This window comes from Vibrio gelatinilyticus (assembly GCF_022836845.1).
Taxonomy (GTDB): Bacteria; Pseudomonadota; Gammaproteobacteria; order Enterobacterales; family Vibrionaceae; genus Vibrio; species Vibrio gelatinilyticus.
Genome location: NZ_JAJNNZ010000002.1, coordinates 136,054 through 149,844, shown reverse-complemented (window position 1 = coordinate 149,844; position 13,791 = coordinate 136,054). Strand labels below are relative to the sequence as shown.

The window sequence follows — 13,791 nt, the reverse complement described above, 5'->3', positions numbered from 1 at the left end:
TTAATTCTGCTCGTATTGTCCGTTAACAATCGTTGCCTGAACATGGAAGTCTCTGTCGAAAATAGCCAAGTTTGCTACCATACCTTTTTTGATACGGCCAAGTTTTTGATCCACCCCAATTGCTTTCGCAGGGTAGAGCGTCGCCATTCGAAGAGCTTCGTCCAATGCAATACCAGCGTGTTCAACTGTGTTTTGAACCGCTTCTATCATAGTCAGTGCGCTGCCGCCTAAAGTGCCGTTTTCATCAACACACTTACCATCTTTGTAATATACTTTCTTGCCGACAAAAATAAAGTGTTCCATGTCAGCGCCAGCCGGAGCTGTGGCATCCGTCACTAATACCAACTTCTCGCCTTTGATTTTGTGAGCGATGCGAATGTTTGCGTAGTCTACATGGAAGCCATCCGCGATGATACCCGCGTATACATCTGCAGTATCATAAATAGCACCAACAACACCGGGCTCACGACCAGTCATCGAGGTCATGGCATTGAACAAGTGTGTGGCAAAAGTGATACCTGCATCAAAGCCTTGACGAGCTTCTTGGTAGGTTGCATTTGTGTGACCTATCGAAATAACAACACCCGCATCTCTTAACTTTTCGATATGCTCAGGCTGATTTTGTTCCGGAGCAAGTGTGACTTTTGCGACGAGGTCGCGATTTTCGCAGATAAGATCAATCATCGAATCGTCAGAGTGGCGAATGAAATCGGGGCTGTGGATCCCTTTTTTCGCGACGTTTAAATATGGGCCTTCTAAGTGCAGTCCTAGGGAATGGTTTTGATACTGGTCGTGATAATTACGCGCAGCTTCGATCGCTTGGCGCATGCTGTCGTCTGACGAAGTAATCAAAGTAGGTAGAAAGCTGGTGCAGCCAGATTTTAGATTTGCTCGGTGCATAGTGTGAATCGTGTCTGCAGTGATCTCATCGTTAAACATAACACCACCACAACCGTTTAGCTGCAGGTCAATAAACCCCGGGCTTACATTAGCGCCTTTAAGGTCAATACGCTTGATGTCCTTGTTTAAGGATGCAACAGGAATAATTGAGTGGATCAAATCCCCTTCGACTAAAACGGTATGTTCAGTTAGTACATCACTACCAGTGAAAATTTTGCAATTCGTTAGTGCATACATAATTGGCGAATCCTTGTGTTTAATTCTGTTTATCTCGTTGCCAACGGCAAAAATAGCGCTTTAAAAACAAAGGTTTTAAAACTTACTTTGCGCTTCTTAGCAAAGAGCGTTGTAATTTTTCAGCAAGTGTAAAATGTTTTTTTGAATCGAGTTAACAGTATGATTAATAGTTTTTAATTACCCGTTGTCAGCGTCGTTTTATTGTTCTTCTATAGTTTTCTTTGTCGACTTTTACTGTTCATAAGCGAACTTAATTGACGAGAATCGTAGCGACTTATCTTCATTTTTTCGTATGATAAAATAAGTTTTATGATCTCGCTAGCAAAAACCCTGTATTTTGACAAAAACTGGTGATTGCGATCACAAATGATGAGCTTTTAATTTGCGGAGCAAAATTAATTTCATAAACTGAGTGGGACTAAATTGAGAGACTAAAATAAGTAGCTCAACCAAATATAAAAAATTCCTATAGGGGGAACTATAAGGTGAATATACTAGGATATGCACAGAAGCTCGGTAAGGCATTGATGCTACCGATTGCAACGCTTCCGATAGCGGCGCTTCTACTTCGTTTGGGTCAAGGTGACCTTTTAGACATTCCGTTTATGGCTCAAGCTGGTGGCGCAATTTTTAGTAATCTGCCTCTACTATTCGGTTTGGGTATCGCGATTGGTCTATCTAAAGACGGTAACGGTGCAGCAGGTCTTGCTGGGGCAGTTGCTTACTTCGTACTAACAGCAACAGCAACAACAATCAACGCAGACGTTAACATGTCGTTCTTCGGCGGTATCTTCGCTGGTATCATTGCTGGTCACTGTTATAACGCGTTCCACGCTACTCGACTTCCAGAATGGCTAGCATTCTTCGCGGGTAAACGTCTTGTTCCTATTATGGCTGGTCTAATTGCGGTTGTCGCTGGTGCGATTGCTGGTGTTGTATGGCCTGGCGTACAAAACGGTCTGGACGCGCTTGCGCACGCAGTGTCAAGCTCTGGCGCAGTTGGTCAATTCGTATATGGTACTCTTAACCGTGCACTTATCCCTGTTGGTCTGCACCACGTTCTTAACTCGTATTTCTGGTTCGGTCTAGGCACATGTCAAGAAGTTCTAGTTACTGGTGCACAAGCAGCTGGTCAAGCACTTCCTGCACTACAACAGCTTTGTGTGGACCCAGCTCTTGCTAAGACTCTAGTTGCTGGTCAGTCTCACACTTTTGAATTTGCTAACTCTGTTAACCCAGAAATCACCGCAACTGTTAAAGAAGTCACTGAAACCGTTAAGTCTGGTGACCTACACCGCTTCTTCGGTGGCGACAAAAGTGCTGGTGCATTCATGAACGGCTTCTTCCCAGTAATGATGTTTGGTCTACCGGGTGCTGCACTAGCAATGTACCTAGCAGCGCCTGCTGAAAAACGCAGCCAAGTTGGTGGTGCATTATTCTCAGTAGCATTATGTTCTTTCCTAACGGGTATTACAGAGCCGCTAGAATTCATGTTTGTATTCCTAGCTCCTGCTCTATACGCAATGCATGCAGTGTTCACAGGTCTATCTCTAGTTGTTGCTAACATGTTTGGCACGCTACACGGCTTTGGTTTCTCTGCAGGTCTTATCGATTTCGTATTGAACTGGGGTCTAGCGACTAAACCATTCGTGCTACTACTGATTGGTCTAGGCTTTGGTGCTCTATACTTCTTCACTTTCTCTTTTGCAATCCGCGCATTCAACCTGAAGTCGCCTGGTCGTGAAGATGATGACGAAGCTGTAGAAGTTGCTGCTGATGCGAAGAATGGTGATCTAGCTCGTCAATACCTAAAAGCTCTAGGTGGTCACGAGAACCTAACATCTATCGATGCTTGTATCACTCGCTTACGTCTTACTCTTAAAGACCGCTCTGTAGCCGACGAAGCAGTGCTTAAGAAGCTAGGTGCAAAGGGTGTGGTTAAACTTGGTGAGAATAACCTACAGGTTATCCTTGGTCCTCTAGCTGAAATCGTTGCCGGTGAAATGAAAGCGGTTGGTGCTGGTGAAGACCTATCAGGTATCAAGCTTCCATAAGCAAGCTTAAAAAACAGTAAACTGTTCAATAAGCCTCCCATTAGGGAGGCTTTTTTTTGCTTTAATTTGGTCATTTGCAGTCGGTTGTAAACTTTTGAGGCAAATAATTGCAGGAAAAAGCGAGTTCTTGTTGAGTATTCATGGAGAATTGTGGATCATTAGCCTTTATATATTCTGACAATACCAAACCATAGAGGTGTAATAGATGAGTGAAGCTGAGGCTCGTCCATCGAACTTTATTCGCCAAATCATTGATAAAGATTTAGCGGATGGTAAGCATACTAGCGTGCATACTCGTTTCCCGCCGGAACCAAACGGTTATCTGCATATCGGGCACGCAAAATCTATTTGTTTAAACTTCGGTATTGCTCAGGACTATCAAGGTCAGTGTAATCTTCGTTTTGATGATACTAACCCTGAGAAAGAAGACGTAGAGTACGTTGAGTCAATTAAGAATGATGTGAGCTGGTTAGGCTTCGATTGGTCTGGAGAGATTTGTTACTCTTCAAACTACTTCGACAAGCTGTACGAGTACGCGGTTGAATTAATTAATAAAGGCTTAGCGTATGTTGACGAGCTAAGTCCAGAGCAGATCCGTGAGTATCGCGGCACATTGAAAGAGCCAGGTAAAGCCAGCCCTTATCGCGATCGTAGTGTAGAGGAAAACCTCGCGCTATTTGAAAAAATGCGAGACGGTGGCTTTGAAGAGGGCAAAGCGTGCCTTCGTGCCAAAATCGATATGGCCTCTTCTTTCATCGTGATGCGCGATCCGGTTATTTATCGTGTACGCTTTGCCACTCACCATCAAACGGGTGATAAGTGGTGCATTTACCCAATGTATGACTTCACGCACTGTATTTCAGATGCATTAGAAGGTATTACGCACTCACTTTGTACATTAGAATTCCAAGACAACCGTCGCTTGTACGATTGGGTTTTAGAGAACATTACCATTGATTGTCAGCCTCATCAGTATGAGTTTAGTCGTCTAAACCTTGAATACACGGTGATGTCAAAGCGCAAGCTTAACCAGTTGGTTGTTGAAAATCTCGTGAATGGTTGGGATGATCCACGCATGCCGACGATTTCAGGTCTTCGTCGCCGGGGCTTTACGTCAGCGTCAATTCGTGAGTTTTGTAAGCGAATCGGTGTTACAAAACAAGAGAACATGATTGAGTTCGGTTCTTTGGAATCGTGCATTCGTGATGATCTAAACGAAAACGCACCGCGCGCGATGGCGGTACTTGAGCCTGTGAAAGTGGTTATCGAGAACTTTGATGCGGAATCTGTAGAGACGTTATCGATCGCAAATCACCCTAATAAGCCAGAGATGGGCAGTCGCGAAGTCCCATTTACTCGTGAAATCTGGATCGAAGCTGACGATTTCCGCGAAGAAGCCAACAAGAAATATAAGCGTCTTGTACTTGGTAAGGAAGTTCGTTTACGTGGTGCATACGTCATCAAAGCAGAGCGTATCGAGAAAGATGCCCAAGGCAATGTGACGACCATTTATTGTACTTATGACAATGAAACTCTGGGTAAAAACCCGGCTGATGGCCGTAAAGTTAAAGGCGTTATTCACTGGGTATCTGCTGAAAAAGGCTTACCAGCGGAGATTCGTCTGTACGACCGTCTATTCACCGTAGCTAACCCAGCAGCGGCAGATAACTTTGTTGAGACGATCAACCCTGATTCGTTATCTGTTCTCCAAGGGTTTGTTGAACCGAGCTTAGGCGCAGCGAAAGCAGAGCAAGGCTTCCAATTTGAGCGTACGGGCTACTTCTGTGCAGATTCAAAAGATTCGAAAGAGGGTGCTCTTGTCTTTAACCGTACTGTAGGTTTAAGAGACACATGGGCAAAAAGTGAAGCGATGTAATCTCAGTTACGAAGCAGAATAAAAAAACCAGCCGCTAGGCTGGTTTTTTATTGGTATTTATTAAGCCAATGCAGTGTTGTGGCTATTTTGGCTTGTGAGCATTAGGGTCGTCTTTACAGCTTCTATCGCGACACTTTCCGTAAAGGTATAAACTGTGGTTGGTCAACTCAACATTATACTGCGCAGCAATCTCTTTTTGTCGAGTCTCAATGACGTCATCTGAAAATTCGATCACTTCGCCACAGTCAAGACACACTAAGTGATCATGATGGTGTTGCGTTGACAGTTCAAATACTGATTTTCCGCCTTCAAAGTGGTGACGTGTAACAATCCCTGCGTCATCGAATTGGTTAAGTACTCGGTAGACAGTTGCAAGACCAATTTCCTCACCCAAATCAATGAGCTTTTTATATAGGTCTTCAGCACTAATATGCTGATATTCGGGTTTTTGTAAAACCTCTAGGATTTTTAATCGCGGTAACGTGACTTTAAGTCCAGCGTCCTTCAGTGCTTTGTTATTGTCTGACATATACTTTCCCGTGATGATCTGCTGTAACAAACAGATTTCAATAATCCAACCATTATAGGGCACTCGGCCCTAACAATAAACCACCAACTTCAAGGGGTTACTAAGTTGTTACAAGAAACCCCATTGAAGTCACTTTACAATCACATCCGACCAGTTACAATTCCTTTACATCTAGCAAGGGGAGCGTATGGATAAAAGGATCGCAAGAATCTACCGACCGAAAGTGGTTAAGTTTGTATTGAATACTTGGCCACCTTTTTGGGGGGCAGGCATCAAGATAACTGAGATCAGTGAAGATTTTCGACAGGTGTCAGTAACGCTAAAGTTTCGTTGGTGGAATAAGAACGCCAACCGCTCACACTATGGCGGAAGTATTTTTTCAATGACAGATTCGATTTATTCGTTGATGTTAATGGGGATATTGAGGGAACAATACTTCGTCTGGGATAGAGAAGCGAGCATCAATTTCGTAAAACCGGGTGTGAGTGATCTGCAAGCCGACTTTACTATTAGTCAAAACCAGCTAAATGAAATTCAGGCACAGACGGCATTGGGAGATAAGCACTTCCCAGAATTTGTCACTCATGTAAAAGATCAAGAAGGGCAGGTTGTTGCAACGATTCAGCGCAAGTTGTACGTGCGTAGAAAGCCTAAGTATCGGCAACAAGAGGTAGTGGACAATCTAGAGAGAAAAACCTCCCTAAGTTAGGGAGGTTTTTAAATTAGTCTTCTAATTCAGATAAACACATTTCTTCATGGATTTGACTTACCCACTTAGAAACACGCTCATCAGTCAGTTCTGGCTGACGATCTTCGTCAATACATAGACCAACAAAGCTAGACTCGTCGTCTTCAACTAGTGCTTTCGATGCTTCGAATTCATAGCCGTCTGTTGACGTATAACCGATGATTGTGCCGCCTTTAGCTTCAACGATATCGCGTACAGTGCCCATCGCATCACAGAAATACTCGGCGTAATCTTCTTGGTCACCACAACCAAAAATCGCTACGAGCTTTGTTGAAAAGTCGATAGCTTCGAGTTCAGGGAAGAAGTCATCCCAATCACATTGAGCTTCACCGTAGTACCAAGTCGGAATGCCTAAAAGCAATAGGTCGAAGTTATCGATGTCTTCTTTGCTACTTTTTGCAATGTCTTGTACGTGAACCAGTTGTTTACCCAATTGTTTTTGGATCATCTTTGCTACAGCTTCGGTATTACCGGTATCGCTGCCAAAGAATAGACCTACACTTGCCATAGAATCAGTACCTTTTCTTTGTCTGTTTGTGGGTAAAGGATCAGAGCATTAACCGAGCCCCGTGCCTTCCCAGCTGAGTTGGATTAGCCCTTTGGCGATAAATCCAGCACACCCTAAGAAGAGCACTAACCATACAATGCGTCGACCGAATACTGGTACATTTCCTTGTTTTAAAACATCTTTTATTGCCATACCAATAAGAAAAAATATGGAGGCAAACAGAAGATCCAATCCAATGGATTCCAATGTATTCATGTAGTCGTACAGCATGGTTTTCCTTTATGCCAACTTGCTTGGCCGAACTATACCATTGTTAACAGATAAAGTTAATGGAGCTGATCGGGATTGCTTTAATTTCATGGTACTACGCAAGGAACTTGCGAATTGCCCTAAGTACCTCTTCCGGTTTTTCGGCGTGTAACCAGTGACCAGTATTGGCAATAATATGCGCTTTAGCATGGGAAAACTGTGCTTGAATCTGAGTCTGATGCTCCGCCAATATATAATCGGATAAGCTGCCTTTAACAAAAAGGGTAGCAACGTCAGTTGGCTTGATAGGTGACCAACCAAGGATATCATGGTAGCGGTTTTGTAACGTCTCGACATTGAATCGCCAAACAAGGTGATCGTCTCGTTTAGTCAGTGACTTACTGAGAAACTGTCTGACGCCCTCCGTTTCTATGTCCTCAGAGAGTAATTGCATTGCTTGAGCGCGCGATGTCGGACGTTGAGATGATACGTTATTGAGCCCAGCAAAAACATTATCATGACGACTCTCTGCATAGTGTACGGGTGACATATCCAATACAATGAGTTTATCGATGTTGATGTCATTGTGCTCCGTGAGTTTCATTGCGACTTTGCCGCCCATTGAGTGGCCGATCACAATAGGCTGCTCAATACTGAGATTGTTAAGTAATAGTGCGACATCACTCGCCATCGCTTGATAGTTATGTTGCTCGTCATGGAAAGATCGGCCATGGTTGCGAAGGTCGACACTAACGACTTGATATTGATCTTTGAGTTCGCGAGCGAGCACGCCTAAGTTATTCATATCGCCAAATAAGCCATGGAGTAACACCACCGGCTGACCTGCGCCTTCTATTTTATAGTTAAGTAATACTGACATTTTATGCTATTCGTGATGGGTTTAACGTAGAGGTTCCTCGCGGAACTGGTTATAATCATCCAGAGTTTAAACATAGAGATTGTGAAAAGCGAATGAAAACAATTGAGGTTGATGAGGATCTATACCGTTACATTGCCAGTCAAACACACCACATAGGTGAAAGTGCGTCTGACATTCTTAGAAGATTGTTAATGGTTGATGTGCAAGGTTCACAGCAGAAGCCTGCTGCTGCAAAGACGATCGTCGTTAGTAAGGAAGCGGGTAATTCGAATAAAGTAGACGCAACAAAAGAGATGCGCGCTTTGTTGATTTCCGATGAATTTGCTGGAATGAAAAAAGCGATCGACCGATTTATGTTGGTTCTCTCTACGCTTCATCGAGTCAACCCTGAAAGCTTTTCTGAGGCAATGCAAGTTAAAGGGCGCAAACGCCTTTACTTTGCAGACAATGAAGAAACATTGTTGGCCAACGGGAATACGACCAAGCCGAAGTCGATACCAGCTACGCCGTTTTGGGTCATTACAAACACCAATACAAGCCGAAAAAGGCAAATGGTTGAACAGCTGATGAATCGCATGGAGCTCCCCACCGACATCATCGAGAAAGTCACGGTGGCCATCTAAATTCCGATTTAAACCTCATAATGTCCTTATCCAGGCTCACATTATGAGGTTTTTTTAATTTTTGAAGCTTACATTTTTGAAAGGATATCACTCATGGCTATACACCCTCGTGCGGGACAAAAGGCACAACAAGAGGATCTACACAATATTCCGGCTTTAGTCGCGAATTACTTTCTAATTCAGCCTGATGCTAATAATGGCGATCACAAAGTACAGTTTGGCACCTCAGGTCACCGTGGTACCGCTGACAAAGCGACGTTTAATGAAAACCACATATTGGCAATTGCACAAGCTGTAGCGGATGTTCGTGCTGAACATGGCACAACGGGCCCACTGTTTGTTGGTAAAGATACCCACGCCCTTTCTGAGCCTGCATTCTCTTCGGTAATCGAAGTATTGATTGCTAACGATGTACAAGTCATTGTTCAGGAAAATAACGGATTCACACCAACGCCTGGCATTTCCCATGCGATTTTGACGCACAACCTTGTTAATGAGCAAAAAGCCGATGGTATTGTGATTACGCCATCGCATAACCCGCCGCAAGATGGAGGTATTAAATACAACCCGACACACGGTGGACCAGCGGAAGCTGAGCTAACTCAAGCCATTGAAGATCGTGCGAACGCGATTATTGCTAACGATATGTGCGGCGTAAAACGTTTGCCAATCGCGCAGGCTAAAACATCAGACCTATTGGTTGAAAAAGATTTGGTGAAGCCGTATATCGATGATTTGGTTAATGTGATTGATATGGAAGCTATTCAGAGGTCTGGGTTAAAGTTGGGCGTTGATCCGTTAGGTGGCTCTGGCATCGACTACTGGCGTCAAATTGCCAAGACCTATCAGCTTGATTTGACATTGGTCAGTGAAGCGGTTGACCCATCATTCCAGTTCATGTCTTTAGACAAAGACGGTGTGGTGCGCATGGACTGTTCATCTCCCTATGCAATGGCTGGGCTGCTAGAGCTTAAAGATGACTACGATCTCGCTTTTGGTAATGATCCTGATTACGATCGCCATGGTATCGTTACACCAAAGGGTTTAATGAATCCTAATCACTACCTAGCAGTATGCATCGATTATCTCTACCGCCATCGTAACCTGTGGCGCGCTGATGTCGCAGTGGGTAAGACACTGGTATCAAGTGCGCTGATTGATCGTGTTGTTGCTGATCTTGGTCGTACATTGTGCGAAGTTCCTGTGGGCTTCAAGTGGTTCGTTGATGGCCTGTATAATGGCGAGTTTGGATTCGGCGGTGAAGAGAGTGCTGGCGCCTCTTTCCTACGCAAAGATGGCACTCCTTGGTCAACGGATAAAGATGGCATCATCTTGTGTTTATTGGCGGCAGAAATTACAGCTGTGACAGGAAAGAATCCACAACAGTATTATGAGGAGCTGGCAGCAAAGCATGGCGAATCAAAATACAACCGTATTCAAGCCGTTGCGAATGGCGCTCAAAAAGACATTCTTAAAAAGCTATCACCAGAGATGGTATCAGCAGATACGTTGGCTGGAGATGCGATTACAGCTCGCCTGACTCACGCTCCTGGTAATGGTGCTGCGATTGGTGGCCTTAAAGTGACCACAGACAATGGTTGGTTTGCTGCTCGCCCATCGGGTACGGAAGATATCTATAAAATTTATTGCGAAAGCTTCCAAGGTGAAGAACACCTCAAACGTATCGAAACTGAAGCGCAAGAGATTGTAAACCAAGTGTTTGCAAACGCTGGCTTATAGGAATTATTGGACAGGATTCGATTACTTTAGGTAATTCTATATTAGCAAGAAGCGGTGACCATTAGGTGGCCGCTTTTTTTTGGGGGGAGTTATTCTTGAGGGCAAAAAAAAAACACCGCCTAAATATAGGCGGTGCAATAAAATTTGACAGACAGGTCAAAATTACAGGAAGTACATGTTTTGTACAGGGGATAACCATACAAAGCACGGTGGTAGAAACTACCGAACTCGAAAATCGAGATTGCAAACACAACATCGTAATCAAGGCCAATTGATTCTAGAGAGAATCAAGCCGTTCAGGCTCCTGACTACGGGGAGAAATATAGAATTTATCTGGCTGTTCGGCAATGGACAAATTATAATGTTTCAGATTAAAAAAACTAATGCTTTCGAGATTGCTTATGTCAAGACGATTACCCCCCTTAAATTCGCTAAAAGTTTTTGAAGCTGCTGCCCGTCATTTGAGCTTCACTCGTGCTGCTGAAGAGCTGTTTGTCACTCAAGCTGCAGTTAGCCATCAAATTAAAGCGCTCGAGGAGTTTCTTGGATTGAAACTGTTTCGTCGTCGAAATCGCTCTCTATTATTAACCGAAGAAGGGCAAAGCTACTTTCTCGAAATAAAAGATATTTTTACCGCGTTGGCAGAGGCAACCGATAAGGTGCTTGAGCGTAGTGAAAAAGGGGCGTTAACGATCAGCTTGCCGCCTAGTTTTGCTATTCAATGGTTGGTTCCTCGCCTAGCGGATTTTAATGAGCAAGAGCCTGATATTGATGTTCGTATTAAGGCGGTTGATATGGACGAAGGGTCATTAACTGATGATGTTGACGTTGCTATTTACTATGGCCGTGGAAATTGGCCTAGCTTAAGAGCGGATAAGCTTTACCAAGAGTACCTGATACCACTTTGCTCTCCGTCACTTCTATTGGGATCAAAACCATTAGACACGTTGGCGGATCTCACCAAGCACACTTTATTGCATGATACGTCGCGTAAAGATTGGAAACAGTTCACTAAGCAAAATGAACTTGTGGGTATCAATGTCAATCACGGCCCGATATTTAGTCACTCCACCATGGTGTTACAAGCAGCGGCACATGGACAGGGAATCGCTTTAGGCAACAATGTACTGGCGCAGCCAGAAATTGACGCAGGGCGCTTGATTGCCCCTTTTGATGAAGTGCTTGTCAGTAAGAACGCGTTTTATGTCGTGTGTCATGATAAGCAGGCTGATATGGGGCGAATTGCGACCTTTAGAGATTGGATGCTTGCGAAGGCACAAAGCGAGCAAGAGGAAATGTTGGATGAGTAATGTAATTCGTGATGGTCTAGAGAAAGACCCTCTTTTTCTATTTGCCCATGGCGCTGGGGCTGGCATGGATCATGAGTTTATGACAGACATGGCACAACGTTTGGCAAATTTAGGCGTCCAGGTGGTCCGTTTTAATTTTCCTTATATGATTAAACGCCAAGAAGACGGTAAGAAAAGGCCGCCAGATAGAGCTCCGAAGCTACTTGAAGCGATGACCGAAATTATTGAGTCGCTGTCTCAGCAGGGGCCAATTGTTATTGGTGGCAAGTCCATGGGAGGACGAATGGCATCACTGTTATCCGAGCATTCAGGCGTGGCCAAGGTCGCTTGCCTGGGATTCCCTTTCCACCCGCCCGGAAAGTTAGACAAGTTCAAAGGTGAACATTTGGCTGACATCAAGAAGCCTTGCCTAATATTGCAAGGAGAGCGTGATACCTTCGGACGCAAAGAAGAAGTGCTTGAATATTCATTTTCAAGCTCAGTGAGATGTCACTTTATCGCCGATGGCGACCATGGCTTTAAACCTAGAAAGTCATCGGGTTATACAGAGCAGCAAAATCGACAACAGGTGGCTGAGTTATTAGCGACGTTTATCAAAGGCCAGTCGAATGCATAGCAATCATTGGGTTGTAATTGGCGGTTTGCTCGGAGGGCTGGCTGTTATATTAGGGGCGTTTGCAGCTCATGGGCTCAAGTCACTCCTGGCTCCCTATTCTCTTGAGGTGTTTCAGACAGGGGTGACCTATCACTTCATTCATACCGTTGCGATACTGTTGTGTGCTTTATTTTCCATGCAAGCATCATCGCGAACAGGTGAAAAAGCGTTTCATCGTGCCGCAATATGTTTTATCATCGGCATCCTTTTTTTTAGTGGCAGTCTATATGCGTTAGCCATCACTGGAGTTAAGTGGTTTGGGCCAATTACTCCTATCGGTGGTGTGATGTTTATTCTTGGTTGGGGGCTTTTTGCTCACGCTGGGTATAAAATGACTGACAGAACCAATGTAAATGGAGTCAATCAGTGAAACAAGTCATGCTTTATTGCCGCTCTGGCTTTGAGAAAGAGTGTGCTGGTGAAATACAAGACAAGGCGTCACAGATTGAAGTCTATGGCTTCGCTCGCGCAAAAAACAATACCGGTTATGTTCTATTTGAATGTTACCAGGATGGTGATGCCGACAAATTGATCAAGCAGGTTGATTTTCAATCATTGATATTTGCCCGTCAGGTTTTTGCCGTTGCGACCGAAATGCAAGAATTACCAGCTGAAGACAGAATTTCTCCAATACTAACGGCTCTTGCGGATGTAGAAAAGCTCCCTCGTTGTGGTGAGCTAAGAATCGAAACTCCGGACACTAATGAAGCGAAAGAATTACTAAAGTTTTGCCGTAAATTTACTGTGCCACTTCGTCAGGCGTTCCGTGGAAAAGGAATCCTTTACAGTAAAGACAGCCCTAAAAAACCTGTGTTACATGTTTGCTTTGTCAAGCCCGGCCACTGCTATATTGGCTACTCCTACAGCTCAAACAATTCGAGTTTCTTTATGGGGATCCCGCGTTTGAAGTTTCCTTCAGATGCACCAAGTCGCTCAACCCTTAAACTCGAAGAGGCGTTTCATGTCTTTATTCCGAAAGAAGAGTGGGATACGCGTTTGGCCTCCGGAATGTGGGGAGTGGATCTTGGCGCTTGTCCAGGCGGGTGGACCTACCAATTGGTGAAGCGTTCGATGTTTGTTCACGCAGTCGATAATGGCATGATGGCCGACAGCCTGATGGATACCGGTCAGGTGAAGCACCACCGTGAAGATGGTTTCAAGTTTGAACCGGCACGTAAAAATGTGACTTGGTTGATTTGTGACATGATCGAGAAGCCTTCTCGCGTAGCACAGTTAATGGGTGAGTGGTTGATTCGAGGTTGGGCACAAGAAACGATATTTAACCTCAAGCTACCGATGAAAGGTCGCTACGATGAGGTTCTTCAGGATATAGAGAATCTAAAACAGTTCCTGAATGAAAATAAAGTGAAGTTCAAGCTACAGGCAAAGCACCTGTACCATGATCGGGAAGAAATTACGGTTCATATCCAGTCACTTTCAAACATCTCGCCGCACTAACGGCATTTCGATAAAAAACGACAG

Annotated in this window: 14 protein-coding genes; 9 read left to right on the top strand and 5 right to left on the bottom strand. The window is 44.3% G+C overall.

The genetic code is table 11. The features are described from left to right. A complete protein-coding gene (gene nagA / locus LNL84_RS02860) occupies positions 1-1,137 on the bottom strand; it encodes an N-acetylglucosamine-6-phosphate deacetylase (RefSeq protein ID WP_244355120.1) in 1,137 nt (378 codons plus the stop codon). A gap of 485 nt (positions 1,138-1,622) precedes the next feature. On the opposite strand from nagA, the gene nagE reads away from it, so the two are divergent. After that, the gene (gene nagE, locus LNL84_RS02855) at positions 1,623-3,191 is read left to right on the top strand and encodes an N-acetylglucosamine-specific PTS transporter subunit IIBC (protein ID WP_341829446.1); all 1,569 of its coding nucleotides are present in this window, start codon (positions 1,623-1,625) and stop codon (positions 3,189-3,191) included. 205 nt (positions 3,192-3,396) lie between these two features. Beyond that, on the top strand, positions 3,397-5,067 hold the full coding sequence (gene glnS / locus LNL84_RS02850) for a glutamine--tRNA ligase (protein WP_244355118.1): 1,671 nt from the start codon (positions 3,397-3,399) through the stop codon (positions 5,065-5,067). A gap of 82 nt (positions 5,068-5,149) precedes the next feature. Here glnS and fcrX read toward each other — a convergent pair whose 3' ends face one another. Continuing rightward, on the bottom strand, positions 5,150-5,596 hold the full coding sequence (fcrX, locus tag LNL84_RS02845; protein ID WP_244355116.1) for a ferric iron uptake transcriptional regulator FcrX: 447 nt from the start codon (positions 5,594-5,596) through the stop codon (positions 5,150-5,152). A gap of 187 nt (positions 5,597-5,783) precedes the next feature. On the opposite strand from fcrX, the gene LNL84_RS02840 reads away from it, so the two are divergent. Beyond that, positions 5,784-6,305 (top strand): DUF4442 domain-containing protein, encoded by a 522-nt coding sequence (locus tag LNL84_RS02840; RefSeq protein ID WP_244355113.1) that lies wholly within the window; start codon positions 5,784-5,786, stop codon positions 6,303-6,305. A 13-nt stretch (positions 6,306-6,318) separates the two neighbouring features. Here the strand turns inward: LNL84_RS02840 and fldA are convergent, their stop codons facing one another. From fldA to LNL84_RS02825, 3 genes are all read right to left on the bottom strand, one after another. Then, complete coding sequence (gene fldA / locus LNL84_RS02835; RefSeq protein ID WP_244355111.1) at positions 6,319-6,852, bottom strand: flavodoxin FldA; 534 nt, start codon at positions 6,850-6,852, stop codon at positions 6,319-6,321. A 48-nt stretch (positions 6,853-6,900) separates the two neighbouring features. Continuing rightward, positions 6,901-7,122 (bottom strand): DUF2788 domain-containing protein, encoded by a 222-nt coding sequence (locus LNL84_RS02830; RefSeq protein WP_244355109.1) that lies wholly within the window; start codon positions 7,120-7,122, stop codon positions 6,901-6,903. 94 nt (positions 7,123-7,216) lie between these two features. After that, a complete protein-coding gene (locus tag LNL84_RS02825) occupies positions 7,217-7,981 on the bottom strand; it encodes an alpha/beta fold hydrolase (RefSeq protein WP_244355107.1) in 765 nt (254 codons plus the stop codon). Between the two features lie 92 nt (positions 7,982-8,073). Between LNL84_RS02825 and seqA the strand changes: the two genes are divergently transcribed. From seqA to rlmM, 6 genes are all read left to right on the top strand, one after another. Then, complete coding sequence (seqA, locus tag LNL84_RS02820) at positions 8,074-8,604, top strand: replication initiation negative regulator SeqA (protein WP_244355105.1); 531 nt, start codon at positions 8,074-8,076, stop codon at positions 8,602-8,604. A 93-nt stretch (positions 8,605-8,697) separates the two neighbouring features. Further along, positions 8,698-10,344: a phosphoglucomutase (alpha-D-glucose-1,6-bisphosphate-dependent) gene (gene pgm, locus LNL84_RS02815; RefSeq protein ID WP_244355103.1), complete on the top strand. Its 1,647-nt coding sequence runs from the start codon at positions 8,698-8,700 to the stop codon at positions 10,342-10,344. Positions 10,345-10,745: 401 nt separating this feature from the next. Then, positions 10,746-11,654 carry a transcriptional regulator GcvA gene (locus LNL84_RS02810; RefSeq protein WP_244355101.1) on the top strand — a complete coding sequence of 303 codons (909 nt, stop codon included), beginning with the start codon at positions 10,746-10,748 and terminating at the stop codon, positions 11,652-11,654. Continuing rightward, entirely contained in the window at positions 11,647-12,270 is a 624-nt protein-coding gene (locus LNL84_RS02805; protein WP_244355099.1) for an alpha/beta family hydrolase, read from the top strand. Before LNL84_RS02810 ends, LNL84_RS02805 begins: the two co-directional genes overlap by 8 nt. After that, positions 12,263-12,679 carry a DUF423 domain-containing protein gene (locus LNL84_RS02800; RefSeq protein WP_244355098.1) on the top strand — a complete coding sequence of 139 codons (417 nt, stop codon included), beginning with the start codon at positions 12,263-12,265 and terminating at the stop codon, positions 12,677-12,679. Before LNL84_RS02805 ends, LNL84_RS02800 begins: the two co-directional genes overlap by 8 nt. Further along, positions 12,676-13,767: a 23S rRNA (cytidine(2498)-2'-O)-methyltransferase RlmM gene (rlmM, locus tag LNL84_RS02795; RefSeq protein WP_244355097.1), complete on the top strand. Its 1,092-nt coding sequence runs from the start codon at positions 12,676-12,678 to the stop codon at positions 13,765-13,767. The genes LNL84_RS02800 and rlmM overlap by 4 nt, the downstream gene beginning before the upstream one ends. Positions 13,768-13,791 lie beyond the last annotated feature (24 nt).